The 25,962-nt window shown below is 68.9% G+C and carries 26 protein-coding genes and 1 riboswitch; of the genes, 8 read left to right on the plus strand and 18 right to left on the minus strand.

Features of this window, described 5'->3' with window-relative positions; genetic code table 11:
* Positions 1–51 precede the first annotated feature (51 nt).
* From NK1_RS01870 to ftsH, 7 genes are all read right to left on the minus strand, one after another.
* Entirely contained in the window at positions 52–1,020 is a 969-nt protein-coding gene (locus tag NK1_RS01870) for a DUF6779 domain-containing protein (RefSeq protein ID WP_063006867.1), read from the minus strand.
* A gap of 70 nt (positions 1,021–1,090) precedes the next feature.
* Positions 1,091–1,561 carry a DUF3180 domain-containing protein gene (locus NK1_RS01875; protein WP_063007028.1) on the minus strand — a complete coding sequence of 157 codons (471 nt, stop codon included), beginning with the start codon at positions 1,559–1,561 and terminating at the stop codon, positions 1,091–1,093.
* A 22-nt stretch (positions 1,562–1,583) separates the two neighbouring features.
* The gene (gene folK, locus NK1_RS01880) at positions 1,584–2,120 is read right to left on the minus strand and encodes a 2-amino-4-hydroxy-6-hydroxymethyldihydropteridine diphosphokinase (protein WP_063006868.1); all 537 of its coding nucleotides are present in this window, start codon (positions 2,118–2,120) and stop codon (positions 1,584–1,586) included.
* The gene (gene folB, locus NK1_RS01885) at positions 2,117–2,509 is read right to left on the minus strand and encodes a dihydroneopterin aldolase (protein WP_063006869.1); all 393 of its coding nucleotides are present in this window, start codon (positions 2,507–2,509) and stop codon (positions 2,117–2,119) included. The genes folK and folB overlap by 4 nt, the downstream gene beginning before the upstream one ends.
* Positions 2,506–3,402 (minus strand): dihydropteroate synthase, encoded by an 897-nt coding sequence (gene folP, locus NK1_RS01890; protein WP_063006870.1) that lies wholly within the window; start codon positions 3,400–3,402, stop codon positions 2,506–2,508. The genes folB and folP overlap by 4 nt, the downstream gene beginning before the upstream one ends.
* A gap of 10 nt (positions 3,403–3,412) precedes the next feature.
* The gene (folE, locus tag NK1_RS01895) at positions 3,413–4,084 is read right to left on the minus strand and encodes a GTP cyclohydrolase I FolE (protein WP_036497445.1); all 672 of its coding nucleotides are present in this window, start codon (positions 4,082–4,084) and stop codon (positions 3,413–3,415) included.
* Positions 4,085–4,159: 75 nt separating this feature from the next.
* The gene (gene ftsH / locus NK1_RS01900) at positions 4,160–6,553 is read right to left on the minus strand and encodes an ATP-dependent zinc metalloprotease FtsH (protein WP_063006871.1); all 2,394 of its coding nucleotides are present in this window, start codon (positions 6,551–6,553) and stop codon (positions 4,160–4,162) included.
* A gap of 311 nt (positions 6,554–6,864) precedes the next feature.
* Between ftsH and NK1_RS01905 the strand changes: the two genes are divergently transcribed.
* Positions 6,865–7,788 (plus strand): hypothetical protein, encoded by a 924-nt coding sequence (locus NK1_RS01905; RefSeq protein WP_063006872.1) that lies wholly within the window; start codon positions 6,865–6,867, stop codon positions 7,786–7,788.
* A 4-nt stretch (positions 7,789–7,792) separates the two neighbouring features.
* Here NK1_RS01905 and NK1_RS01910 read toward each other — a convergent pair whose 3' ends face one another.
* A complete protein-coding gene (locus tag NK1_RS01910; protein ID WP_245660305.1) occupies positions 7,793–8,614 on the minus strand; it encodes a DUF1266 domain-containing protein in 822 nt (273 codons plus the stop codon).
* Between the two features lie 184 nt (positions 8,615–8,798).
* Between NK1_RS01910 and NK1_RS01915 the strand changes: the two genes are divergently transcribed.
* On the plus strand, positions 8,799–9,050 hold the full coding sequence (locus NK1_RS01915) for a DUF2277 domain-containing protein (RefSeq protein ID WP_036497439.1): 252 nt from the start codon (positions 8,799–8,801) through the stop codon (positions 9,048–9,050).
* Between the two features lie 4 nt (positions 9,051–9,054).
* Here NK1_RS01915 and NK1_RS01920 read toward each other — a convergent pair whose 3' ends face one another.
* Positions 9,055–10,461 carry a PucR family transcriptional regulator gene (locus NK1_RS01920; protein ID WP_063006873.1) on the minus strand — a complete coding sequence of 469 codons (1,407 nt, stop codon included), beginning with the start codon at positions 10,459–10,461 and terminating at the stop codon, positions 9,055–9,057.
* A gap of 390 nt (positions 10,462–10,851) precedes the next feature.
* Between NK1_RS01920 and NK1_RS01925 the strand changes: the two genes are divergently transcribed.
* The 3 genes from NK1_RS01925 to NK1_RS01935 all read left to right on the plus strand — a co-directional run bounded on the left by NK1_RS01925 (position 10,852) and on the right by NK1_RS01935 (position 15,020).
* On the plus strand, positions 10,852–12,435 hold the full coding sequence (locus NK1_RS01925) for an aldehyde dehydrogenase family protein (protein WP_063007030.1): 1,584 nt from the start codon (positions 10,852–10,854) through the stop codon (positions 12,433–12,435).
* The gene (locus NK1_RS01930) at positions 12,432–13,271 is read left to right on the plus strand and encodes an SDR family oxidoreductase (RefSeq protein WP_063006874.1); all 840 of its coding nucleotides are present in this window, start codon (positions 12,432–12,434) and stop codon (positions 13,269–13,271) included. Before NK1_RS01925 ends, NK1_RS01930 begins: the two co-directional genes overlap by 4 nt.
* A gap of 420 nt (positions 13,272–13,691) precedes the next feature.
* Positions 13,692–15,020, plus strand: a complete 1,329-nt coding sequence (locus tag NK1_RS01935) for an amidase (protein ID WP_063007031.1) — start codon at positions 13,692–13,694, stop codon at positions 15,018–15,020.
* A 26-nt stretch (positions 15,021–15,046) separates the two neighbouring features.
* Here the strand turns inward: NK1_RS01935 and NK1_RS01940 are convergent, their stop codons facing one another.
* The 5 genes from NK1_RS01940 to NK1_RS01960 form a co-directional block, all read right to left on the minus strand.
* Entirely contained in the window at positions 15,047–15,928 is an 882-nt protein-coding gene (locus tag NK1_RS01940; RefSeq protein WP_036497434.1) for a LysR family transcriptional regulator, read from the minus strand.
* Positions 15,929–16,304: 376 nt separating this feature from the next.
* A complete protein-coding gene (hpt, locus tag NK1_RS01945; protein WP_030517362.1) occupies positions 16,305–16,859 on the minus strand; it encodes a hypoxanthine phosphoribosyltransferase in 555 nt (184 codons plus the stop codon).
* Between the two features lie 24 nt (positions 16,860–16,883).
* Entirely contained in the window at positions 16,884–17,903 is a 1,020-nt protein-coding gene (gene tilS / locus NK1_RS01950; RefSeq protein ID WP_063006875.1) for a tRNA lysidine(34) synthetase TilS, read from the minus strand.
* Positions 17,879–19,015, minus strand: coding sequence for a zinc-dependent metalloprotease (locus NK1_RS01955; protein ID WP_084460509.1), 1,137 nt, complete (start codon positions 19,013–19,015; stop codon positions 17,879–17,881). Before NK1_RS01955 ends, tilS begins: the two co-directional genes overlap by 25 nt.
* Positions 19,016–19,029: 14 nt before the next feature.
* Entirely contained in the window at positions 19,030–20,457 is a 1,428-nt protein-coding gene (locus NK1_RS01960; RefSeq protein WP_063006876.1) for a D-alanyl-D-alanine carboxypeptidase/D-alanyl-D-alanine-endopeptidase, read from the minus strand.
* A 268-nt stretch (positions 20,458–20,725) separates the two neighbouring features.
* Here NK1_RS01960 and ppa point away from each other — a divergent pair, with 268 nt between their 5' ends.
* On the plus strand, positions 20,726–21,217 hold the full coding sequence (ppa, locus tag NK1_RS01965; RefSeq protein ID WP_063006877.1) for an inorganic diphosphatase: 492 nt from the start codon (positions 20,726–20,728) through the stop codon (positions 21,215–21,217).
* A 115-nt stretch (positions 21,218–21,332) separates the two neighbouring features.
* Here the strand turns inward: ppa and NK1_RS01970 are convergent, their stop codons facing one another.
* On the minus strand, positions 21,333–22,154 hold the full coding sequence (locus NK1_RS01970; RefSeq protein ID WP_063006878.1) for a crotonase/enoyl-CoA hydratase family protein: 822 nt from the start codon (positions 22,152–22,154) through the stop codon (positions 21,333–21,335).
* Between the two features lie 169 nt (positions 22,155–22,323).
* Here NK1_RS01970 and NK1_RS01975 point away from each other — a divergent pair, with 169 nt between their 5' ends.
* Positions 22,324–22,788, plus strand: coding sequence for a flavin reductase family protein (locus tag NK1_RS01975; RefSeq protein ID WP_083903646.1), 465 nt, complete (start codon positions 22,324–22,326; stop codon positions 22,786–22,788).
* A 108-nt stretch (positions 22,789–22,896) separates the two neighbouring features.
* A riboswitch (SAM riboswitch) is annotated at positions 22,897–23,010 on the plus strand.
* Positions 23,011–23,057: 47 nt separating this feature from the next.
* The gene (locus NK1_RS01980; RefSeq protein WP_084460510.1) at positions 23,058–24,518 is read left to right on the plus strand and encodes an aminotransferase class V-fold PLP-dependent enzyme; all 1,461 of its coding nucleotides are present in this window, start codon (positions 23,058–23,060) and stop codon (positions 24,516–24,518) included.
* A 1-nt stretch (position 24,519) separates the two neighbouring features.
* On the opposite strand, the gene NK1_RS01985 is transcribed toward NK1_RS01980, so the two are convergent.
* The 3 genes from NK1_RS01985 to NK1_RS01995 all read right to left on the minus strand — a co-directional run bounded on the left by NK1_RS01985 (position 24,520) and on the right by NK1_RS01995 (position 25,880).
* Entirely contained in the window at positions 24,520–24,708 is a 189-nt protein-coding gene (locus NK1_RS01985) for a hypothetical protein (protein ID WP_036497470.1), read from the minus strand.
* Between the two features lie 29 nt (positions 24,709–24,737).
* Positions 24,738–25,190 carry a DUF2752 domain-containing protein gene (locus NK1_RS01990; protein ID WP_084460511.1) on the minus strand — a complete coding sequence of 151 codons (453 nt, stop codon included), beginning with the start codon at positions 25,188–25,190 and terminating at the stop codon, positions 24,738–24,740.
* Positions 25,191–25,256: 66 nt separating this feature from the next.
* Positions 25,257–25,880 carry a TetR/AcrR family transcriptional regulator gene (locus tag NK1_RS01995; RefSeq protein WP_157104035.1) on the minus strand — a complete coding sequence of 208 codons (624 nt, stop codon included), beginning with the start codon at positions 25,878–25,880 and terminating at the stop codon, positions 25,257–25,259.
* Between the last annotated feature and the right edge of the window lie 82 nt (positions 25,881–25,962).

Raw genomic sequence — 25,962 nt, forward strand, 5'->3', positions numbered from 1 at the left:
ACCGATACTGCGCGTTACATGCAACCTGTTTCATGGCCGCCGTAGCGGGTATTACGACGAACCGTTCTGCTCCGATCGCAGATTCGCCATGATCTCCGCGACGGTGATCTTGCGTCCCGGCTGATCCTCGTCGGAATCGGCGTGGCGACGGCGGCGGGAACCGGCGGTACCCATGGTCGTCGCCGGTTGAACGGGAGCCAGCCGCGGCACCGAGGAATTCGGACGCGAGTCGCCGGATTCCGCGGAGCCCGCCTTCGCCGACTCGGAAGTGTCGTCCGCCGACGCGGTGCCGGATTTCACCGAGGATTCCGCCTTCGACGATTCGGATTCCGCCGCCCGGACGGGCGATTCCCCCTCCTCATCCGATGCCTCCACCGACACCACGGCGGTCTCCGCCGTCACCGGATCGTCGTACGGACTGGCGAAGGCCGGGGGTTCGGGATGGTCGGGATCGAAGACCGGCGAGACCACGTGCAGCGGCACGGCCGGTGCACTCCACGCGTCCCAGGTGTCGGTTTCCTGCGAGCTACCGTTCGCCACGGTGGCGTGGGTGAGCTCCTGCACCCGCACTGCCTCGGCGCGCAGCGCCGGTCGGTCGACCAGTAGGTCGCCGTCGAACAGTCGCTGCAGGCTTTCCCGCAACACGGTCAGCTCGCTCCGCAGCGCGGCCAGTTCGGCGGCGTCCGCGCCGACCTCCCGGCGCACCCGCGATTCGACGCCGAGTTCGTATTCGCGCCGGGCGGTGATCTCGCGTTCGAGCTGCAACTCGTAGACCTTCTGCAGGTCACGAGCCTTGGCCTGATCGATCGCCGCATCCCGGCGATAGCGGGTCGCGGCCAGCGCGGCCACCGCGGCGGCCCACAGAGCCGCGACCAAACCGACCCGGACCAACTGCACATTGTTGCTGAAAATCAGAAACACGCTGGCAATCAGACCGAGCAGAATTAATACGCCGACGACGATTTTTCCCGCGTTGTCCCGCTGTCGCGGGGAAGCACTGCTACGGGAGGGTGAAACCATGTCCGCAAGGGTAACTCGAATAGCGGATTTCGGCGCGCAGCCGGTCCGGAACTCGACTCAACTGTGTTAACTATGAGGTAGCTGGTTCGTCTGGTGGCTCATGTGGCGCACGGCAGCAATACTCCAGCCACAGCGCGGCGGCGACCAACACCACACCGGCGATCAGACCCACGATGGCGCCGGGGGTGTCCGAGGCGGCCGCGCGCATATCCGACCGCTGCGGCAGCACCCAGATCAGGAAGCCCAGCCACACGCCGGCCGCCAGGGAACCCACCTGGGCCGAGGCCTTCGCCAGCGCCACCGCGCGGGCCGCGGTGATCGGATGCAACTGTTTCGGTCCGTCACCGATGCGGTGATCGCCGACGCGGGCGCGAATCACGAACGCCAGCACCGCTTCCACGGCGGCCACCGGATACAGCGAGGCGGCCGCGATCACCGTGATCGGCGGAAAGCTCGAATAGGCCCAGCGAGTCGCGACCCACGCCACCGCGGCGGCGATCAGGACGTTCGCGAGCAGATCCAGAATCCTGGTCGGCCTCATGACATTCATGACCAGCCACCGATCATCGTTGCGCCGCGGACAGCGACAGGTCGGTGGGCCGGACGCCGTCGATCTCGTCCGGGTCGAGCTCGGACAGCAGGTCCCGGATCGGCCGGGTCCGGCCGTCGACCTCCAGCGTCGCATCGGGTTCGATCTCGGCCCACGGCACCAGGACGAATGCGCGGTGGTGCGCCTGCGGATGCGGCAGTGTCAGTTCCGGATCCGCACTGGTCACCGGCCGCAGCCCCGCGGGGTGACGCTCGGCGCACCAGATCACGTCGACATCCAGAGTCCGTGCACCCCAGCGGATCTCGCGAACACGTCCGGACAGCTGCTCGAGCTGCTGTCCGCGTTCGAGCCAATCGCGCGGGCCCAGCTCCGAATCCTCTACCACCACAACGGCATTGAGGTAGTCCTCCTGCGGCACTCCACCCCACGGCGCGGTCGAGTACACCGGCGACACCGCGACCAGCTGCGGCGTCAGCGCCTCCACCACGCTGCGGAGATGGGCGAGCCGATCCCCCAGATTCGACCCGATCGACAGCACCGCACGGCTCATCCGGCCACCTCCGGGGTCGGCGGTACGTCTCGGCGCCTGGTGGCCACCACGCGGACATCGGCGAAGGCATGCGGAATCGGCGCCGAGGGCTTGTGCACGACCACCTCCGCGGCGACGACGCGCTCGTCGCGCATCACATCGTCGGCGATCTCCGCGGCCACGGTCTCGATCAGATTGCGCGGCGGGCCGGAGACGATCGCGACCGCGCGCTGCGCCAGCTCGCCGTAGTCGACGGTGGCCGACAGCTCATCGGTCGCGGCCGCCTTCGCGAAATCCAGCCAGAGGGTGATGTCGACCAGGAATTCCTGGCCGTCGCGGCGCTCGAAATCGAAGCAGCCGTGGTGACCGTAGGCGCGCAGACCGCGCAGCTCGATGCGATCGGTACTCACTCGCTCCCCTGATGGTGTGAACCGGACGCGGCCCGCCGCTGCCGGGATTCGGCGGCCCGCCGCCAGGCATCCGCGACGGCGATGGCGTCGAGCGACGACCGCACATCGTGCACGCGCACGCCCCACGCGCCGTGCTGGGCGGCCAGGGCCGAGATGGTGGCGGTGGCGACCTCGCGCCCGTCGGGCGGGCGCGGTCCGGACTCGTCGGCCAGCAGCGAACCCAGGAAACGCTTGCGGGAGGCACCGACCAGAATCGGCAACCCCTGGGCCGTCAGTTCCGGCAGTGCGCCCAGCAGGGCCCAGTTGTGCTCGGCGTTCTTGGCGAAGCCGAGACCCGGATCCAGCACCAGCCGGCTCGGATGCACGCCGGCCGCCATGGCCAGATCGACCTGCGCCGAGAGTTCGGCCAGCACTTCGCGCACGACGTCGTCGTAATGGTCGGCCGGGCCGATGTGGCGATGGTCGGCATTCGCCCGCCAGTGCATCAGAATCCACGGAATCTCCGCGGCGGCAACGACTTTCACCATCTCGGCATCCGCGCGACCACCGGAGACGTCGTTGACGACGCTCACTCCGGCGTCGATCGCGGCGGCCGCGACGCTCGCCCGCATGGTGTCCACGCTGGTCGGCACGCCGGCCTCCACCAGGCCGCGAATCACCGGGACCACCCGCTGGGCCTCGGTTTCGGGATCGATGCGAACGGCGCCCGGACGGGTGGATTCGCCACCCACGTCGATGATGTCGGCGCCGGCCGCGTACAACCGCTCCCCGTGGGCGACCGCGACGGCCGGATCGAGATAGCGGCCACCGTCGGAGAAGGAGTCGCTGGTGACGTTCACCACGCCCATCACCACGCACGAGCGCCCGTCCCGGGGCGTGATCACTGCGCTCATGGGCGACCGCTCATTTGCGCAGGATCAGGTCGAGGGCCTCGGCGCGCGAGGAGGCGTTGGTCTGCAGCAGGCCACGCACCGCGGAGGTGGTGGTGCTGGCGCCCGGCTTGCGGATGCCGCGCATCGCCATGCACAGGTGTTCGGCCTCGACCACCACGATGGCGCCGCGCGGATCCAGTTTCCGCATCACCGCGTCGGCGATCTGGCTGGTCAGCCGCTCCTGAACCTGCGGCCGCTTGGCGTACAGGTCGACCAGGCGGGCCAGTTTGGACAGACCGGTGACCCGCCCCTGCGGACCCGGGATGTACCCGACGTGCGCGACCCCGTGGAAGGACACCAGGTGGTGTTCGCAGGTCGAATACATCGGAATGTCGCGCACCAGCACCAATTCCTGATGGCCTTCGTCGAAGGTGGTGTTCAGCACCGAATCCGGTTCCACGTACAGGCCCGCGAACATTTCGAGATAGGCGCGCGCCACCCGGGCCGGGGTATCGATCAGCCCGGGGCGGTCGGGATCCTCCCCGACCGCGACCAGTAGTTCCCGTACCGCGGCCTCGGCCCGCTTCTGATCGAAGGTCCGACCGGTACCCAGCGCGATCGGAGCCGGTGCCTCCGCAACCACGGCGGCACCCGCGCCCGACGCCGAATCGGAGCCGGCGGGAGCGCTGTTGTTGGCCGACATACGAGGACACCTCCACAATCACGTAAATCAACGCGCCGACAGCGCGGTTCGACCGTCGAGCCTAATCGCAGCGGGTCAGCGGTGGCTGTTCGGTCCGTCCCAATCGCCGTGATCCTGGGTGCCGTTCTGCGTCGAACCCTCCTGATCTCCGGACCACTCGGGCCGGCGATGACCACCGCTGTAGCGCTGGGGTTCGCCATATCCCTGGGATCCGGCGCCGTAGCCACCGCCGTACTCCGGCTGCTGCTGCGGCGAACCGCCCGCGGACGGATCCTCCTGCGGCGGCCAGCCCGGAGCCGACCAGCCGGCGGGAGCGCCGTAATCCGGGCGGGAGCCGTGCGTACCCTGCCGCGGCGGATATCCCGGGCCATTCGCGGGCCGCGGGTAGTTACCGGGCTGTGGGGCCGGATAGCCGTAGCCGGGGGCCGGAGCGGGAGCCGGGTTGCGATGGCCCTCCTGCGGATAACCGTTGGCAGGCACCGGCTGCGGAGCGGGCTGGCTCGGCTTGCGGGTCTCGGCCTCCTCCGGCCACGGTTCACCACGTTCGGCGGCGAGCTCGCGCGGGGTCTTCACCGGCGGCCGGTCCGAGGGCACACGTTCACCGAAATCGTTGAAGGCGGTGATGCGCGGACGCTTGTCGACGGTGGCGAGGACCTGTTCGAGATCCTTGCGGTGCAGGGTCTCGCGCTCCAGCAGCGCGGTGGCCAGCGCGTCGAGTTCGTCGCGATAGTCGTTGAGGATCGCCCAGGCCTCGGTGTGCGCGGCCTCGATGAGGTTACGCACCTCCTCGTCGATCTCGCGGGCCACCTCGTGCGAGTAGTCCGAGCCGGTGCCCATCGTGCGGCCCAGGAACGGGTCGCCCTGTTCCTGCCCGTAGCGCACCGCGCCCAAGCGGGCACTCATGCCGTATTCGGTGACCATCGCACGCGCGATCTTGGTCGCCTGGTCGATATCGGACGAGGCGCCGGTGGTCGGCTCGTGGAAGACCAGTTCCTCGGCGGCGCGGCCACCCATCGCCATCACCAGGCGGGCGATCATCTCCGACCGGGTCATCAGGCCCTTGTCGTCCTCGGGCACGGTCATGGCGTGGCCGCCGGTGCGACCGCGGGCCAGGATGGTGACCTTGTAGACGGGCTCGATATCGGGCATCGCCCACGCCGCCAGGGTGTGACCACCCTCGTGGTAGGCGGTGATCTTCTTCTCGTGTTCGCTGATGATCCGGCTCTTGCGACGCGGACCGCCGATCACCCGGTCGACCGATTCCTCCAGGGCCGGTCCGGTGATGACGTTGCCGTGCTCACGCGCGGTCAGCAGCGCCGCCTCGTTGATCACGTTGGCCAGATCCGCACCCGACATGCCGACGGTGCGTTTGGCGAGGCCGTCCAGATCGGCATCGGGCGCGATCGGCTTGCCCTGCGAATGCACCCGCAGAATCGCGCGCCGGCCGGCGAGGTCCGGATTGCCGACCGGGATCTGGCGGTCGAAGCGGCCCGGACGCAGCAGCGCCGGGTCCAAGATGTCGGGCCGGTTGGTGGCCGCGATGATGATGACACCGGTGCGGTCGCCGAAACCGTCCATCTCGACCAGCAACTGGTTCAGCGTCTGCTCGCGCTCGTCGTGACCACCGCCGAGGCCGGCGCCGCGCTGGCGGCCGACCGCGTCGATCTCGTCGACGAAGATGATGCAGGGGCTGTTCTGCTTGGCCTGGTCGAACAGGTCACGCACGCGCGAGGCGCCGACACCGACGAACATCTCGACGAAGTCGGAACCGGAGATGGTGAAGAACGGCACCCCGGCCTCACCCGCGACCGCGCGGGCCAGCAGCGTCTTACCGGTTCCGGGCGGGCCGTAGAGCAGCACGCCCTTGGGAATCTTGGCGCCCAGCGCCTGGTAGCGAGCCGGATTCTGCAGGAAGTCCTTGATCTCGTACAGCTCTTCGACGGCCTCGTCGGCGCCGGCCACATCGGCGAATGTGGTCTTCGGCATATCCTTCGACAGCTGTTTGGCCTTGGATTTACCGAAGCCCATCATGCCGCCGCGGCCACCGCCCTGCATGCGGGCCATCACGAAGACGAACAGGCCCAGCAGAATCACCATCGGCAGCACGAACAGCAGTACCTGGGTGAACCAGGAGTCCTGCTTGACCTCGGTGTTGTACGGCGCCCCCGAGGCCTGCACATCCCGCAGGATCTGCGCCGAGACCTCGCTGCCGCCCGGGTACTTGGCCATGATCTGGGTCTGGCCGCCGGTGGCGTCGTTGCCGTTTTTCAGCGTGATGCGCAGCTGCTGCGATTTGTCATCGATCTGGACCTGCTTGACGTTCTGCTTGTCGGCAAGCTGGGTGAGCGCCACCGAGGTATCGACGTTCTTCCAGCCGCGCGTGTCGTTGCTGAAGTAGCTGACCAGATAGATCACGAGCAGGATGCCCGCGACTATGGCCAGGTTGCGAAACACTGTCTTGCGGTTCATAGAGCGTCGGCCGGGCGGCCAGTCCTTTCCGGTGTTTCCGGTGTGTGCCTACTATGCGTCGGGCGGGGCCGTATCCATACCGGCACCGACCGGGTCGGGCAGAACGGATGCGGACAAGCCACGTTACCGCGTACGGTCTACTCGATACATCGCGCAGTTCGGCAGCTGATGCAGTTCAACAGGTAAACGGTCGGAGAACGCTGGTGGTTCCCGACCTATCGGGCGATCACCTCGCGGTGTCCGTCCAAGTGGTCCCAATCATGGCACGCACCACCTATTGTGAGCGACAACACAGGACGAACGCAGGGGGTATGGACATAGTCGAGCTACGGACACCCACAGCGATACTGCGCCACGGCGGCGGGCGACTCCAGGTTCTGCGGCCGGGCACCGATGGCGAGCGGGTGCTCGACGTTCCGGTGTCGGACCTGCTGAAGGTCCGGCTGAACCGGCGCGCCGACGACGCCGTCGTGATCGAGATCTACCTGCGTTATCCGAGTCCGGTCCTCACCGGCGTCCCGGCCGACCGCACCCCGCTCCCGGTGCTGATCGCCGAACACGACGTGCCGGCCGCGACCGTGATCGTGGAACGGATCAACTCCCAGATCCTGGGCACCCAGCGCATCGATATGTCGGCACCCGATCTGGTGCCTCCCGCACCGGTCTGGGGTAAGACCGGACCGACCCGGGCCGACGTCGACCGCGCGATCCGGCGGATGGCGCCGCGGCGGGAGACCCGCTCGGCCGCCGGAGCACTGCACACGATGGTCACGCCGGACGAGTTCATGCTGGAGACGGCGATGGTCACCGCGGTCCCGCCGGCCGGACGTGGGCGCGGGTTGCTGGCCGTCACCACCGGGCGGGTGCTGCTGCTCTCGATCGGTTCCACCCCGCGCTATGCGCATGAGATGCCGGTCTCGGCGCTGATCTCGGCCGAGGTCGGTAAGGGTTCGGGCGACGAACCGGGTGGCGATTACGGCATCGACCTCACCGACGGCAATACGACGCTGAGTTTTCAGGGGACCGACCGGGCCGATACCGATCGGATCGTCGGCGCGGTGAACTTCGCGATTCAGCGCGAATCCGCCGACGGCGCCGTGGCGCCGCCGGATCCGGGCGTGGCACAGCTGTATTCGGAGTGGGAACTGCTGGTCGAGCGGCATTCACTGGCGATGGTCGACGATGCGCAGTTCCAGCGTTACGGCCGCGGGATCCTGCGCTCGCTCCCCGACTGAGGCGCTACTCGCCCAGGAGTGCGATGCGCCGCCACGGACTGGTCGGCCGCATCCATAGTCGGACCAGTTCGAGGCGGCGATCGGTGCCGCCGGACTTGAGCACGGCCATGTCCTCACAGGCCTGCCAGTAGGTCCAGCCGGTGAGATAGGCGTCGCCGAACTGCCGCCAATTGCGGTAACGCTTCTGCGCCGGCGGCAGTGCGCGCATCACGTAATCCCAGGCCGTATCGGCCTCGAGGTAGCCGGCGGTGAAGGCCATCCGCGCCACCGCGACCACCCGGGCGAGATCCCAGGCCTGGATATCGGCGGGCAGCGGCTGCACCAGATGGCCGGTCAGATCGAGTTTGATCGCCTGGGACCAGATGTCGTAATCGCGGACCAGGGCCTCCGGATTGTCCATCCCCCGAAACGCCCCGACCTGCCGCAGGAAGGCGCGATGCCGATCGGCGCGCTCACCGAAGCGGTCCCGTTCGGGCGAATTGAGGGCCGCGTTCACCAGCGGATGGACCAGCGCGTACAGCGGTGCGTGCATCCCGTCGAGCAGCTGTTCCATCGACGCCATCGCCTCGGTCCCGTCGGTGATGCCCCAGGCCCCGGTCAGGGTGTCGATGGCCAGTTCGCGGCGGTCGCCGAGCGGATGTTCTCGTTCGGGTCCGAGCAGCAGGGCATCGTGGAAGGCGTCCCAGCGGGCGGAGTAGAACGCCCCCAGGGACAGCGCGCGCAATTCGTCGTCGGAAACCTGAGCGCCGGACCAGTGGTCCTCCTCGCGCTCGTCCAGTTCCGGATAGGGGAATGTGGTCAGGGTCGGCATGTCGCGGGCAGCCATGGTTCCGATTGTGTCGCATCGGCCATCCGGGGGTTCGGTTATCTCCCGATGCCGTGTCGACTGTGACCCGGAAGGCCGAATTCCGGCGCTTCTGGACATGCCGCCACAGTCCGATACACACATTTTTCACATTTGCCGTTTCATCGGGCGCCGTAAGCCCCTGCCTAGGGCTACTCTCGGCGCCATGGGTAGCAACATCACCGTGCTGCGCGGGCTCGAACCCCGCGCCACCGACCAGGAAATCTTCGCTGCCGCACAGGAATACGTGCGGAAGGTAGGTGGCCTGACCGGTCTGTCGTACGTCACGAAACCGGCCTTCGACAAGGCGGTGGCCGCGGTGGCCGCGGCGACGACGACGCTGCTGGCCGAACTGCCCGACCATCCGGTGACCGCGGCCGCGGAACCGCCGCTGCGCGCGACCGGCGACCGCGTCTGAGCGCTCACACCCCGTAGACCGCGACGCATTCCAGCGCCAGCTCGAGCCGCAGGCCGCAGTCCTCGATGCGACGCCCGAGCGTTTCCTCGATGCGCTGAATGCGGTAGCGGACCGTGTTCTTGTGCACGCCCAGGCGCGCCGCCGCGCCCTCCGGGCTGCGGTGACAGCGCAGATAGGCGAGCAGAGTCTCGCGCAGTCGCGCCGAATTCGCGTCCGGCGCGGCCAGCGGTCCGAGTTCCCGCCGGATCAGCGCGCGCATCGCCGCGCCGTCCGCGCCGGCCAGATAGGCGGGTTCGACCTGCTCGTACGGCAGCACCCGGCCGAGATCGACGGCCGCCCGCTCGGCCACCTGCCTGGCCGCGATCGCATCGCGATGGCTCTGCCGGAATCCGGCCACACCCGTCGCGGACGAACCCAGCGTGAGCCGTATCGGCGCGGTGACGATATCGGCGGCGACCGCGGCGACCGCCTCGGCATCGGCCGCGAGCCACGCCCACAGCGCCGCCGATCCCGCCGGGACGGTGAGGACGCCGACCCCGCCGAGCGCGGTGGCCAGCCGCGTGGCCGTTCGTTCCAGCCGTCCGAGTTCATCACTGCCGGCCGCCAGCCGCTCGTCCGTGCCGATGTCCCCCGCGACGGCACTGTTCCCGGCGAGGCCCTCGCCCTGCGGCCCGGTCACGGCGTCCGCGCCTTCCCGCCGGCCGTCGCCCGTGCCGGGGAGGCCGAACCCGGCGCCGGCGAACCCGTCCGCCGCGGCGGCCAGCAGCGCACCGGCACCGCGCGCAGCGGAATCGGTCCACAGCACGATCGCGACCTGGCGTTGCGCGAGGCGGAATCCCAGCCGCGCCGAGGCGTAGTCCACGTCGACGTCCTCGCCGGACAGCAAGGTCCGCACGATCTCCGTGCGCTGATTGAGCGCCGCGCGCAGGCCGCGCTCCCGCTCCTGCATATAGGTGTCGGTCAGCGCCTCGACGGAGGTGTTCACCCAGCGGGTGGAGCGTTCGAACAGCCGGATCAGCGCCGAGCGTTCGAACTGCTCGGGCAGCCGTCGCTCGTCGATCACCTCGGTCATGTAGTCGATCGCGGCCTCCTGGCCGGCGTGGTAGACGCGCAGCAGCAGCCGCAGGTCGTAGCCGCGGCGGGCCAGCGTGCGGGCGAAGGCGTGCGCCTGTTCGGGGACCGCGTACTCCATCGCGTCCTGGGTGAGACCGCTGAGCACGGCCAGGGCGTGCGCCCGGGTGCTGGATTCCAGATCGCGCCGCAGATCGCGATCGGTCAGTTCCCGCACGCGGCCGATGATCTGCGCGTCGAGCCGGGCCACCATCTGTTCGAGGGTCTCGCCGCGCAATGTCTCGGCGACGAAATCGGCCATCCACTGCCGGACCGCCACATCGGACGGGGCTGTCGCCATCACCGATCCCCCTCGTTCACCCGATCTCGTTGTGCCGCCCGCCGGTGGCTGGGAAATTTTTGTGCTCTGGTGCCAAATTGCAGCCGAGTCCTTGACCGCAAAGACCAAGCAGCGCGCGAATCATTGTGACACGATCATAGATCAGTGAAGTGATTCACAATGTCAACCGTTCGCAGCGCAGCGCACGTGGGGAGAGACAGCATCGTGCCGAATACCGAACCGTCACCCGGCGAATCCACGGCCGGGAAATCGACCGGCGCAAACAAGCCGGCCGCCCGTAAGACCGCGAGCCGGACCGCGGCCGAGAAGACGCCCGCGAAGGCGGTCAAATCCGCCCCGGCCGCGAAGTCGAGCGCACCGGCGGCGGCGAAATCGGCCCCGGCGGCGACCGTGAAGGAGGATCCGGCACCCGCGCGACAGGCGAGCGCGGCGACCGCGGTGGTCACCGACATCGAGGTGCGCAATCCGGCGACCGGCGAGCTGGTGGGCACCGTCCCCGCCGAATCGGCCGACGCGGTTGCCGCCAAGGTCCGCGAATTGCGGCTCTACCAGCCCGAATGGGAGGCCATCGGGCCGGAGGGCCGCAAGGAATGGCTGCTGAAGCTGCAGGACTGGATCATCGATCACACCGATCATCTCGCCGATGTGCTGCAGTCCGAAACCGGCAAGGCCCGCGTCGACGCGCTGATCGATCCGAGCTTCTCGGTCGACCTCACCGGCTATTACGCCCGGCGCGCCGGCAAGTTCCTCGCCGACGACCATCCCTCCCCGCACAGCCCGCTGGCCCGGGTCAAGAAGCTGACCACCGCCTACCGGCCCTATCCGGTTGTCGGCGTGATCACGCCGTGGAACTTCCCGCTGGCGATGCCGGTGATCGACGTGATTCCGGCGCTGGCCGCCGGTGCGGCGGTCGTTCTCAAGCCGTCCGAGGTGACTCCGCTGTCGGCGCTGGAATTGGCGCGCGGCTGGGCAGAAATCGGTGCGCCGCCGGTGCTGGCCGTGGTGACCGGGGCCGGCGAGACGGGTGCGGCGGTCGTCGACAACGTCGACTACGTGCAGTTCACGGGTTCGACCAAGACCGGTAAGCGGATCGCCGCCGCCTGCGTGGAGCGGCTCATCCCCTACAGCCTGGAACTCGGCGGCAAGGATCCGGCGATCGTGCTGGCCGACGCCGATATCGACCGCGCGGCCTACGGCATCGCCTTCGGCGGTCTGTTCAACGCCGGGCAGGTGTGCATCTCGGTCGAGCGGGTCTACGTCGAGGCTCCGGTCTACGACACCTTCGTCGAGAAACTGGCCGCGCACGTGCGTGAACTGCGGCAGGGCGCCGACGGGCGGGAGCCGAAATACGATGTCGGCGCGCTGGCCAACGACGCGCAGAAATCCATCGTCTCCGACCACGTCGAGGATGCGATCGCGAAGGGCGCGCGAGCGGTGACCGGCGGCAAGGCCACCGGTGTGGGCACCTTCTACCAGCCGACCGTGCTGGCCGACGTCGACCACTCGATGAGTTGTATGACGGAGGAGACCTTCGGCCCGACCATCCCGGTGATGAAGGTCGCCGACGAGGCCGAAGCCGTTCGGCTGGCCAATGATTCGATCTACGGCCTGTCCGCGTCGGTGTGGACCGGCGACAAGGCCCGCGGGGAACGCGTTGCACGCCAACTGAACGCGGGCGCGGTGAACATCAACGACGTCTTCGCCAACATGTTCAGTTTCGCGCTGCCCATGGGCGGCTGGCAGCAGTCCGGTGTGGGCGCGCGCTGGGGCGGCGCCGACGGCGTGCGCAAGTACTGCCGCAAACAGGCCATCACCGTGCCGATCCTGCCCACGCAGGAAAAAGAACTCATGTGGTTCCCGTACAACACCACAAAACTCGGTTTCGCGCTGGCCGCGATGCGCGCCGCGGGTGCGCGCGGTATGCGCCGGCTGGGCATCAAGGACGTGCTCGACACGGTCGGAGGGAAGAAGTGACCGACTTCGGCAAGATCAGCGGCAAGGTCGTCGTCATCACGGGCGGCGCCCGCGGTATCGGCCTGGCGACCGCGACGCGGCTGCAGCAACTCGGCGCGAAGATCGCCATCGGCGATGTGGACGAGACGGCCGTCAAACAGTCCGGCACCGACCACGATTTCGATCACTACGGCCGGGTGGACGTCACCGACCAGCAGTCGTTCAGCAGTTTCCTCGACGAGGTGGAACGGGCGCTGGGACCGGTCGATGTGCTGATCAACAACGCCGGCATCATGCCCACCGGCAAGGTGGTCGACGAACCGGATGCGTTGACCCGCCGCATCATCGATATCAACGTCTACGGCGTCATCCTGGGCTCGAAACTGGCGCTGGCCCGGATGTTGCCGCGGCGCAGCGGCCACATCATCAATATCGCCTCCCTCGCCGGTGAGACCCACATCCCCGGTCTGGCGACCTACAACGCCACCAAGCACGCGGTTCTGGGTTTCACCGACACGCTGCGGGAGGAGTATCGCGATACGGGCGTGTCGTTCTCCTCGGTGTTGCCGACGCTGACGAATACCGAACTGGGATCGGGTGTTTCGGCGCCGAAGCTGATGCGCCCGGCCGAGCCGGAGGAGATCGCCGAGGCCATCGCGAAACTCCTGGTGGCGCCGAAGTCGAAGGTCCGCGTGACGAAGGTGGCCGGCGCCATCTCGCAGGTGGTCGGACTGCTGCCGGAGTCGGTGGGCGATGCGATCGGACGTGCCCTGGGCGCGCAGCAGACCTTCCTCGGCGATGTCGATTCGGCCGCCCGCAAGGCCTATGAGGAACGGGTCCGCAACGGCACCGAATAGCGCGGTACGACGAACCGAGCTGCGCGGCCGCGGTGTCCGGTGGACGCCGCGGCCTCCGTGCGTCCGGCACCGGCGCGGTCGCGGTTCGCGGCACCATCCGCCACGCCCCGTGATCATCAACGGTGTGCGTCGCCGAAAGTGATAACTTGCGCGACAACATCGAAACAGCCCATATCGACCACAACGCGACGGGGGCTTTGACATATGCACAACGAGGGCACCGCACTAGCCGACGCGATATCGAACGCCGTCTCGCGCGCCACCCGGGAGGTAGCAGTGGACGCAGACGAAACCACCGGCTCGGGACCGGCGGATCAGGCCTCCGGCCCCGAATCCGACATTGATGAGCCCCAGCAGCATTCCCCCGCCGAGGCCGAGGCGGGGTCCGTATCGGACGACCCGTCGCAACCACCCGCGAAGTTGACCACCGCCGTCGCGATCGCCGCCGCGGTGCGCGACGGTCTGGTCACGGCCGGGCAGGTCGTCGACGCCGCGCTGGATCGCATCGCGGGGGGCGATACGCGGGTGGGCGCCTTCCACACCGTCCGCGCGGAGCGGGCACGGGCCGAGAGCCGCGCCCTGGCCGACCGCGCCGACCTCGACATCCTCCCGTTGGCCGGCGTCCCCGTCGCGGTGAAGAACAACATCGATGTCGCCGGTGAGATCACCGACGCGGGTTCGCGCGCGGGTTCGGGTGTCCCCGCCGCCGCGGATCACCCGGTGGTGCGGCGGTTGCGGGCCGCGGGCGCGGTCGTGGTCGGCCTGACCGAGATGCCGGAAGGCGCGCTGTGGGGCACCTCCGACACGCCCGAGCGAATTGCTCGTTCCCCGTGGAATATTCGCTACAGCGCCGGTGGCTCCTCGGGTGGATCGGGCGCCGCGGTCGGTGCGGGACTCGTGCCGGTGGCCCACGGTAACGACGGACTCGGGTCGGTGCGCATACCCGCCGCGTGCTGCGGCGTCGTCGGCATCAAGCCGGGACGCGGCGTGGTCCCGGCACAGGTGGGGGTCGACTCCTGGAGCGGGATGACCGAGAACGGGGTGCTCGCGACCACGGTCGCCGACGCGGCACTCATGCTGTCGGTGCTGGCCGACCGGCCCGCCCTGGCCGATCTGGAACCGCCGACGCCGCTGCGTATCGCGATCGCGCCCGGATCGCCGTCCCCGCTGGTCCGGGTGGACAAGCACTGGGCCGCGGCCGCGCAGACCGCCGCCCGGCTCGCCGCGGAGGCCGGTCACGGCGTCGTGCCCGCCGCACTGCCCTACCAGGGCGCGACCACGGCGCTGGCGTGGCGCTGGCTGGCCAATGCGGCGCGCGAGGCGGGTGCGGTCGCCAATCCGGAACTGCTGCAACGCCGTAACCGCGTGCATATCGCGCTGGGCCGGGCGGTGCTGAAGGCCGGTCTGGTCCGGCCGAATCAGGTCGACCGGATCGAGGCGCGGCTGCTCGACTTCTTCGAGCAGCACGATGTGGTGATCACCCCGACGCTGGCCGCGCCCGCCCCCGCGGCGCGCAATTGGCACGCCCGGGGCTGGCTGGCCAATGTCGTTGCCAACGTTCGCTTCTCGCCGTTCACGCCGCTGTGGAATCTGGTCGGCTGGCCCGCGGTGAGCGTCCCGATGGGGCTGCACCCGCGCACCGGGACGCCGGTGGCCGCGCAGCTGGCCGGGCCGCCCGGCAGCGAATCGACGCTGCTACGCCTGGCCGCCCAGTTGGAGACCGCTCAGCCCTGGCAGCGCACCGCCTGAGCCCTGCCCCTCGTCTTCGACGGCGCTCATCGGTCGTCTTCGACGACGGAAAACCCTCCGGCGACAACGCGATTGGCGAAATCGAGAATGGTCGGCCGGTCGTCGTCCGCGCGCCACACCATGGCGAGTTCACACGGTGCGAGGCCGGCGACCGGGCGGGCGGTGAGCCCGGGCCACCGATACATCGGCACGTTGTTCTCGGCCAGCAGGCAGACGCCGAGTCCGAGGCTGACGGCCTCGAGCCGTTCCTCGGCGGTGGCGGCCTCGCCGCCGATCTTGGCCTGCCGCCCGCCGCGGGCGTCGCCGCCGAGCCAGAAGTCGCGCGCCGCACCGGCTTCGGCGGGCATCGCGATGAACGGCTCGTCGATCAGATCGGCGAATTCGATGGCCTCATGATCGGCCAGCCGGTGGTTCTCGGGGAGCAGCACCCACCTCGCCTCGGTGCGCAGCACCTGCCAGCGGTAGCGCCCGGAATCGGGCACCGGCAACCACATCAACGCCAGATCGGCTTGCCGGCCCGCGAGGCCACTGGAGGGATCGGTCCACGATGCCGAATGCAGGGCCAGCCGATGTCCGCTGGCGCTTTCCAGTTCGGCGATCAGACCGCGTCCGATCGAGCTCTGGATACCGACCCGCAACACCTCACCGGCTTCCTGGAGGGCCACGTTGGTGACCTCCCAGAGCTCCAGGATGCGACGGGCGCCCTCGAGCAGTTCTTTACCGGCGACGGTCAGCGCGACGCTGCGCTGGTTGCGATCGAACAGGACCACGTCGAGCTGACGCTCGAGCTGGCGGATCTGCCGCGAGAGGGTGGGTTGAGCGATGTGCAGCCGCTGCGCGGCATTGGTGAAGTGCAGTTCCTCAGCGACGGCGACGAAGTACCGCAGGTCGCGCAAATGCGGGTCCATAGCACCTTGCTATCAGAATCGGTCAGGGAAATCCAGCCGCTTTAGACCTTCGAGTCCGAATAGAGGGTCATAAACAGCCAAACGGTTTGTTACCGACAGCATAGGGCTCCGCCATAACTCCAGCACAATCGCATCGGTCAATTCTCAGCGAACGCGATAGCCGTCGCGAGAAGCCGAGCACACGACATCACCGCAGGCGTCGACCAGCGGTGATGTCACATTCGGCCCGGCGCGGAGAGCTCCGCCGCCGATACGGCCCGTCATCGCGGCCGGTCAGCAACTTCCATCGATAGCGATTGCGCAGGGAACATCATCAAACGGTGATTTTCGCCACACTCTGGCGGAATTCGGTCACCAAATCGGTCATCTGCCCAGTTCAGGCGCTGTAGACCCGCGGGTTCAGGGTGCCGATGTAGGGCAGATCGCGGTAACGCTCGGCGTAGTCCAGTCCGTACCCGACGACGAATTCGTTCGGGATGTCGAATCCGACGTGCGCGACCTCGATGTGGGTGCGCAGCGCATCGGGCTTGCGCAGCAGCGTCACCACCTCCAGCGAGGCGGGGTTGCGGCTGGAGAGGTTGCGCATCAGCCACGACAGCGTGAGACCGGAGTCGATGATGTCCTCGACGATCAGCACGTTGCGCCCGGCGATGTCCTTGTCCAGATCCTTCAGAATCCGGACCACGCCCGAGGACGAGGTGGACGACCCGTAGGACGAGACGGCCATGAATTCCATCTGTGTCGGGATCGGCAGCGCCTGCGCCAGCTCGGTCATGAAGAAGATCGCCCCCTTGAGCACGCCGACCAGCAGCAGATCACCCTCGGGCGCGTCCGGGGGATATCGCTTCGCGATGAGTTCGGCCAGCTCGTCGACCTTGGCTCGGATCTGCTCCTCGGTGATCAGCACCGACGCTATGTCGTCCCCGTACACGTGTGCTGGGTTCCCTTCGGGTCGTTATCGTGCGAACGCCAACGTCAGCCTGCCACGTTCGCGCCTGGCAACCAACCTGATCCCCGGCATTCCCCCGCCGACCGCGACGCCGCCCTGCCCGTGCCAATCGGTGATCAAGGACTCCACCGCGCGTAAATGCTTGTCCGTCAAGGCCTTTGCGCCGCCATCGAGGAGCCAGGCCCGGATGACACGCCGACGGATCGCGGGCGGAACCGTGGCGAGTGTCTCGACCGACAGCGACGAACCATCACGCGCATCGATCAGCAATCGATCGGCAATCGCATCGAGCGCCTCGCCGTCCTCGCGCAGTTGCGCGGCCGTACGAGCCAGGGCCGGTGCCACACCCCCGCCGAGGACCTCCTCCAGCAGCGGCAGCACCTCGGTGCGCAACCGGACGCGGGCGAATTCCGGGGCGGCGTTGTGCGGATCCTCGTGCGGGTCGAGACCCAGATCCCGGCACATCTCCCGAGTGACCGCGCGCCGCACGCCCAGCAGCGGCCTGCCCCAGGGCTCGTCGTAGCCGGCCATGCCCTGGATCGAGCGCTGGCCCGAACCACGCGCCAATCCGAGCAGCACGGTTTCGGCCTGATCGTCGAGGGTGTGCCCGACCAGCACCGGCAGGCCGTCGCGCAGCTCGTCCAATGCCGCGTAGCGCGCCTGCCGCGCCGCCGCCTCCGGCCCACCCGGCCCGGTCACCGACACCCGGCGCATCCGCACCGCCCGGCAGCCCAGCCGCCGGGCGATCTCCGCGGCCTCCGCCGCGACCACCGCCGAGCCTTTTTGCAATCCATGATCGATGATCAACGCGTCGACCTGGTCGGCCTCGGCGAGCGCCGCCGCCGTGAGGGCCAGCGAATCCGCCCCACCGGACAGGGCGACGGCCACCGCGCCCTCCGGCCGATACCGCAGCAACCACTCGCGCACGGCGTGCCGCATCCGCAGCACCGCCTCCGTCTCCGGGAGCCGGGCGCGCGCGACCCCGGCGGCGCCCGCCGGCGTCACCCCAGGACTCGGTCGATCCATCGTTGCGGGGTGCTGATCTCGTCGGGCCGGGGCAGGGTGTCGGCGTCGGTCCACACGGTGTTGAACCGCTGCATGCCGACCTTGCCGACGACCTCGTCGACGAACGCCTTGCCGCGCACGTACTGCGCGACCTTCGCGTCGACCCCGAGCAGTGCGCGCAACAGCCGCTGGATCGGATTGGCCGGGCGGCGGCGACGCTGATCGAAGGCCTCGCGGATCTGCGCGACGGTGGGGATCACGGCCGGGCCGACGGCGTCCATCACATGGTCGGCATGGCCCTCCAGCAGCGTGCCGAGCATCAGCAACCGGTCCAGCGCGTCGCGCTGCGGCGGCGGCTGGGTGGCGCGCAGCAGGCCGAGGATGCCGCGGTCGGCGGGATCGTCGCTCACCCCGTTGTCGCGGCGGCGACGCATTTCCTCCAGCAGCCGCGCGAGTACCTCGTTCACCGATTCGTCGCCGACGGCGCCGAGGGTGTCGACGTTCTGCTTCATATAGTCGGCCAGCCAGGGCGCGGAGGAGAACTGCACCCGGTGCGTCACCTCGTGCAGGCACACCCACAGCCGGAAATCGCTGGGCGAGACGCCGAGTGCGCGCTCCACGGCCATGATGTTGGGCGCGACCAGCAGCAAGGTGCCGTCCGGCCCGCTGAACGGATCGTATTGGCCGAGGATCGCGGTGGACAGGAAGGCCAGCATCGCTCCGGCCTGGACGCCGGCCGGTTTCCCGGCGAAGCGGCCGCGGTCGTCGCCGGCGGATCCGGTGAGTTCGGACATGGATTCGGCGGCCGCGCGGATCCAGCCGCGGCGATCGACGATCGTCGCCTGTGGGACGGGCTGGTCGTCGAGGAGCAGACTCACCTCGCGCACCGGGCCCTCGGCCCGCACGGACGCCTCGGACAGTTCCTCGACGACCTGTTCGGCGGAATACCGCGTGGTGCGCGGACCGGACGGCACGACGGCGCTACCAGCCCGTGCGGCCAGCCGCCAATCGACCGAGCCGGCCAGCACCGAGCGTTTCGCGGACGCGTTCTTCGCCACGTCCGTGGCTTCGCGACCGGCGACCACGGCATCGTCGGCGGTACGGCCATCGGCGGGGTCACCGGATCCGGTCATCGCATTTCCACCCGTCAGGAGCATCCACAGTTGCGAAGCGTGGTGGCGACGGCGTCCAATGCCGGGCGGCTGGCCTCGGGGGGCCGGTCGTTCGACATCAGCGCGAAGGTCATGACGCGGCCGTCGCGATCCAACACATATCCAGCCAACGCGCTCGACACCGACAGAGTTCCGGTCTTGGCGCGCACCCAGCCCGCGCCGGCGCGTTCGGGGCCGCCGTCGACGAACCGCACCGCCAGCGATCCGGTGCCACCGGCGACCGGCAGATAGTCCAGCAGCGGCGCCAGCGGTGAGGCGACCGCGGCGGCGTCGCCGGTGTTCACGACCGCGGGCGGTGTGGTGCCGCCCGGATCCGCACCGCCCGGCTGCGCGGACGCGGCCGATTCGGCGATGATCCGGTCGAGCAGTCGCGCCGGAACCCGGTCGTCGGTGGACAGTCCGCTGTTGTCGATCTGGGTGACGCCCGCGGTGTCGAAACCCGCCGCCTTCAACGCCGTCAGGGTGGCGGAGGCGGCACCGGCGAACGACTGCTCGCCACCGGTCGCCGCCGCGATCTCCCGGCCGATCGTCTCGGCGAGCACATCGTCGGAGTGAATCATCATGTCCCGCAAGCGGTCCCGCAGTTCCGCGGAGTCCACGTGGGCCAATTCGGCGGCGCCGGGCGCGGCCTTGCCAAGCCGCACCTTCGCCGGGTCGGCGCCCAGTTCCAGCGCCAGCCGGCGACCGGCGTCCAGGGCGGGCGTGGCCGAACGTGGCGAATATTCGACCAGCGGGTCGAGGCGGCCGCCGTCGATCATCACCGGTTCGATCGGCGCCCACGAACCGCCCGCGATATCGGCCGGGTCCCAGCCGGCCGGTGAGGTCGGACCCGAATACAGCGAGGTGTCGACCACGACCGTGTCGACCGGATGCCCGGCGGCCCGGATCTGAGCCACCAGATCCGACAACTTCGGCCCGTTCGGGTAGTAGCCCTTGCCGTCGGCCTGCGCGGTCAGGGTCGGATCACCGGCGCCGACCAGCACGACCTCACCGGGCGCCGAACCGGCCACCACCCGCGTGGTGAGCCGATGGTCCGGCGGCAACACCAGCAGCGCCGCCGCCGTGGTCATGACCTTCAGGGTGGACGCCGGGATCATCGGCTTGTCCGGATCGGCGCTCCAGAGCGTGGCGCGGGTGTCCGGATCGGAGATCGATCCGGCGAAATTGCCCAGGTCCGGACTGGTAGCCACCCGGGCCAGGGCAGCGGCCAGCCCCTGACGGCTGGGTTCGGGCGCACTCGCCGAGGCGGGATTCAGCTGGGGAAAGGGCTTCACGGGGGCCGGGGGTGCGGCTATCGTCAAACCCCCGTGCCGGAACTCCTCGGTCCACGGCCGCACCGTCACCAGAGCCACCGTGGCCACGACGACGGCGACAACGGTTGCGACCAGCACCGCGACCCACATATTGCGGCGTCGGCGAGCGGCCAGCCCACCGATGTTCTTCCTACCTCGACCTACCACGTGACAGCTGTCTCCCTATTCACCCGTGTGAGGCGGACGCTCCCTGCCGCACCCATGCGCGCATCGACCACACTATCCTCACCTCGCCGGCGTTCCACCGAACGAGCTGGCGCGTCGGCAGCCCACCGGACCGGTCGGCGAGTCGGCCGCGGCACACGCCGGCGAGCAGCCGTACCGCATCAACGCATACGCATCGGACGAAGGAGATGACGTGGAGTTCGACGTCACCATCGAGATCCCCAAGGGGCAGCGCAACAAGTACGAGGTCGACCACGAGACGGGTCGGGTGCGGCTGGACCGCTACCTCTACACCCCGATGGTCTACCCGGCCGACTACGGCTACATCGAGAACACCCTCGGCTCCGACGGCGACCCGCTGGACTGCCTGGTGCTGCTGCCGGAGTCGGTGTTCCCCGGCGTGATCGTCGAGGCCCGCCCGGTCGGCGTGCTGCTGATGAGCGACGAGGCCGGCGGCGACGAGAAGGTCGTCGCGGTGCCGGCCGGTGACAAGCGCTGGGATCACATCCAGGACGTCGACGACATCCCGGAATTCGAGCGCAAGGCCATCGAGCACTTCTTCGAGCACTACAAGGACCTCGAGCCCGGCAAGTGGGTCAAGGTCGACGGCTGGGACGGCCGGGCCAAGGCCGAGACCCTTGCCGATGAAGCCTTCAAGCGGCTGCAGGAGCAGGGCGGCCACTGAGTGCCGCCGGTGCCCGCGCGGGGCGGACCACCGGGAGAATCGACATCGAGCGAGGGCGCTCGCGGGCGTATGCGTCCCGCGAGCGCCGATTCGCCCGGGCCGTCCCGGGCGGCCGCTATTTGCCCTGGAAGTTCGGCTTGCGCTTCTCGAAGACGGCCTGAATCGCCTCGGTGAGGTCCTCCGAGGGCAGGAAGGCCGCGTTCCACGCCGAGACGTACCGCAGCCCGTCGGCCACCTTGCCGGCCTTGGGCTGATCCAGCACGTCCTTGATGCCCTGCACGACCAGCGGCGGATTCGCGGCGATCTCCTCCGCCAGCGTGTGCGCGGCGGCCAGCACCGCCTCCTGGTCCGGGTAGACGTCGTTGATCAGGCCGATCTTCTCCGCGCGCGCGGCGTCGATGTCCTTGCCGGTATAGGCGAGCTCGCGCACATGGCCCTCGCCGATGATGCCCGGCAGCCGGTGCAGCGATCCGATGTCGGCGACGATGGCGACCTTGGCCTCGCGCAGGCTGAAGCTGGCCTCCGCGCTGGCCAGGCGGATATCCGCGGCGGCGATGAGATCGAGTCCGCCACCCACGCACCAGCCGGAGATCGCGGCGATCACGGGTTTGCGGCAGTCGGCGACCGCGGTCACCGAGGCCTGCATGCGGCGGATCTCGTAGAGGAAATCGGTGCGCGGTGCGGCCAGGGCCTTCTCGCCCAGCAGCGGACCGAAGGTCGGGCTCATCGCGGGCAGATCGAGGCCGTAGGAGAAGTGCTTACCGGAACCGGTGAGCACGATCGCGCGGATCTCCGGGTCGGCGTCCAGCTCGCCGAAGATGAGCGGCAGTTCACTCCAGAAATCCGGGCCCATGGCATTGCCCTTGCCGGGTCCGGTCAGCGTCACTCGCGCGACGTGACCGGTGCGCTCGACGTCGAAAGCCTTCCAATCACTCATTCGTCCAGCGTATCGGGGCAGTTCGGCGGCGGCGGGACGGCGTCGGGATTGCGGGAGGGCGGGCACGACGTAGGTTGGAGGCGTGAGCAGTTCCCAGCGACCCGACGCCGAGCTGGCCGATCTCGACCCTCAGCACGACGGCGTCACCGCAGCGCAGTACCGGGCGGCCATGCGCCACTATCCCGCGGGCGTGACGATCGTCACCCTGAGCCGGCCGGAACGCCCGGTGGGCTTCACCGCCACCTCCTTCGCCTCGCTGTCACTGGATCCGCCGCTGATCTCGTTCAACATCGCGCACACCTCCTCGTCCATCGACGCGATGAGCGAGGCCGATTCGGTCGTCGTGCACTTCCTCGGCGAACATCAACAGCATCTGGCACAACGGTTTTCGCGCGCCGCCGAAGAGCGTTTCGCCGACCCGGAGTTGTGGTCGACGCTGGACACCGGCGAGCCGGTGCTGCACGGCACCCCGATCTGGGTGCGGGCCACCGTGCACCGGTTGATTCCCATCGGCGACCACACCCTGGTGGTCGGATTGGTCACCCGGGTGCACGACGACACCGGTGGCGAGCCGATGCGCAACCCGCTGCTGTACTACAACGGCACCTATCACCGCCCGGCCGGATTGGACTGAGCCGCAATAACTTTCACGCGCCCCTCGATTTCGGGCGCGGCGCGGCGCTCTTGCTCGTTCGAGTCCGGTGCTTGACAATGCCGGGCCGGTTCTGTCACTCTCGGCTCAGGTCACGAGTACCAGCGTCAAGCCCCGGCTAGCTGGTCGGCAACCCTCCTCCGCGGTGGGGTGCTCCGGGTGACGACCTGGCCGATGCTCGACCGAGCACGGCAAGCGCGGACTCCGATCACCCTCCACGTCCGGAGTCCCTGAACAAAGGGATCGCCCCGATGCGTACTGCTGTCTCGACAATTGCCGCCGCCGAAACCGTTGTCCCGGAACAGGTTTGCTCCCACGACACCTGCGTCTCCCGCTCCGGCGCCGCCTGCACCTGCTCGGCGTCGGACTGCGCCGGCCATGCCACCCGTTCCTGCCGCACCGGTGAACCGATCGCCCGCGTCTCCGGCTGCGATCTGCGAGTTCCGTTGGTACAGGGCGGTTTCCGTACCTACGCCAACTTCGACTACGCCGCCAGCGCCCCCGCCCTGGCCCAGGTCACCGACCGCGTGAACGAGTTGCTCCCCTACTACGCCAGCGTGCACCGCGGCGCCGGATACGCCTCCCGCATCAGCACCGATCGCTACGAGGCAGCACGTGTCGCGGTGGCACGGGCGGTGAACTGCGCCGATGACCAGGTGGTGGTGTTCACCCGCAACACCACCGACTCGCTGAATCTGCTGGCCTGCTGCGTTCCCGGTGACACGGTGGTGCTCGATATCGAGCACCACGCGAATTTCCTGCCCTGGACGCGCCGCGGCCGCCGGGTGGTTCCCGCCGCCGCGACGATCGCGGAGACGCTGCGACGGATCGAGGCCGAGCTGTGCGCCGAACCCGCTGCGCTGCTTGCGGTTACGGGTGCCTCGAATGTGACCGGTGAGGTGCTGCCGCTGGCGGACCTGACCGCGATCGCGCATCGCCACGGCGCCCGCATCCTGGTCGATGGCGCGCAACTGGCCCCGCATCGCCGAATCGACCTGCAGTCGTTCGCGGAATCCGGCGGGACCGGCATCGACTACCTGGCCTTCTCCGGGCACAAGTTGTACGCGCCCTTCGGCGCCGGTGTACTGGTGGGCCGCCGGGACTGGCTGGACGCGGCGCCGCCGTATCTGGCCGGCGGCGGGGCGGTCACGGCCGTCACCACCGAGCAGGCGTACTGGGCGCCCGCACCGCAGCGGCACGAGGCGGGATCACCGAACGTCTTGGGCGCGGCGGCCGTCGCGGCGGCCTGCGAAACGTTGTATGCCCTCGACGAGCAGGCCGTGGTCGAGCACGAACATCATTTGATCCGCCACCTGCGCGACGGCCTGAAAACCGTTGCGGGCGTTCGGCAACTGCGGATTTTCTCCGACAGCACCGACAGTGTGGGCATCGTGGCATTCACCGTCGACGGGTTCGAACCCGGCCGGGTCGCGGCGTATCTGTCGGCCGAATTCGGTATCGGCGTGCGCGACGGGCGTTTCTGCGCACATCCCCTCCTGCAGCGGCTCGGTGTCGACGGCGCGGTGCGCGCGAGCGTCGGTCTGGGCACGTCGGTCGCGGATGTGGATCGCCTCATCGAGGCGCTGAGCCGATTGGTTCGAGACGGCGCTTCGTGGAACTACACGTATGCCGGCGGCCAGTGGTCCCCGCTGCCGGAGACCCGGCCCGGCTTGACCGAGGCGGGGCAGGGCGCGGCACCCTGCACGATCTGATTCACGGCACGAGGTAGCGAGCGGCCAATTCTTCGATCAGCGGATCGCCGTCGGGAACGGAATCGATAGCTTCGAGATCTTTCTCGATGGCGATCTGGCGCGGATCGTCCTGTTCGGCGTCGGGCGCGCCGTCCTCGTTCAATTGGCGCAGCATCTTCTCGCGCACCCGAGCCTTCAGTGAATCAGCGATTTCCTGGGTCATATTTCCAGCATGCCCGCCTAGACCGGGGCCAACCATGTACCCCACGGGGTATTGCGGACCACGGTGAACAGCGCGAGCAGTCCGATCAACCACCATTGCGCCTGGCCACGAAGGGTGAACGGGAAGGCGGTGTCGGCGCGGCCGCGCCAGCGGCCCAGAGCCCACCGCCCCCACCACAGCGCCAGGGTGAGCAGCAGCGGAAGGACAAATACGTTGCTGTGCAGCGCGTCGAGCACCCGGCCTTCGGTGAGATTGTGCACAGCGCGCAGTCCACCGCACCCCGGGCACCACCATCCGGTCAGGGCATAGAACGGGCATATCCCGTATGCCCCCTGGCTGTGCGGATCGTGGAAGTGCAGCACCACGGCCGCGGTAACCACCACACCGGCCGCCAGCAGCGGCCCGCCCTGACTACGCCATCCGGTGCGCGGCGCCGACCGTTCGCCGGGCAGTTCGCGCGCGATATCCACAGGGTTCACGGTAATCGGCGGGCGTGGTGAGCCGCCAGCCTCGATGGACGGCGTTGTCGCCCGGTTTCAGCGGGTACGCGTCGTGACCGGGGCGGTGAGGGTGCCGGCGAGCATGTCGATGACCTGGTCCCAGGCCTCGCGATCGTCGGCGGCGATCCTTCCCGCCTCGACGGCCCGTTCGTGGTCGGCCAGCAGGGCGAACAGCACCGTGGTGAGGCTGCGCAGCCGGCGATGCCGCAGGCGCGGCGGCAGGTCCGAAAGAGCGCGGTCGAGCCCGCCCACGATCACTCGCACCGACGTCCGTTCGGCGCTGTCCAGATTGGCCGCGTCCGACACCGCGGGATGGGTGCGGATCTGTTCGAGAAACCTTGCGTAATAGGAACTTTCGTTCCGCGCTCCCAGTTCGAACATGGGGATGACCAGCGCGTCGAGCAGAGTGTGCACGTCGTCGGCGGCGACGGCCGGGCGCTGCGCCAGCAACTCCAACCGGCGCACCTCCAGGGTCGCCAGCCGCTGCTGCACCACCGCCTCGACGAGTCCGTCGCGCGAGCCGAAGTGATACGGGATCGCCGAATTGTTGCGCTGCCCGGCCGCGGCGGCGATATCGCGCAGCGGCACCAGATATCCCCGCTCGGCGATCAACCGCTCCCCCGCCACCATCAACCGCTCCCGGGCACTCACTGCTTCCACCCTGAGCACGATACGTCCTACCAGCGGATTGAGCACCAGTCCTTGACAGTTAAGAGTTAATTCTTAACACTGCGAGGACCCC

It is taken from the genome of Nocardia kruczakiae NBRC 101016 (assembly GCF_001612965.1).
GTDB classification, from domain to species: domain Bacteria; phylum Actinomycetota; class Actinomycetes; order Mycobacteriales; family Mycobacteriaceae; genus Nocardia; species Nocardia kruczakiae.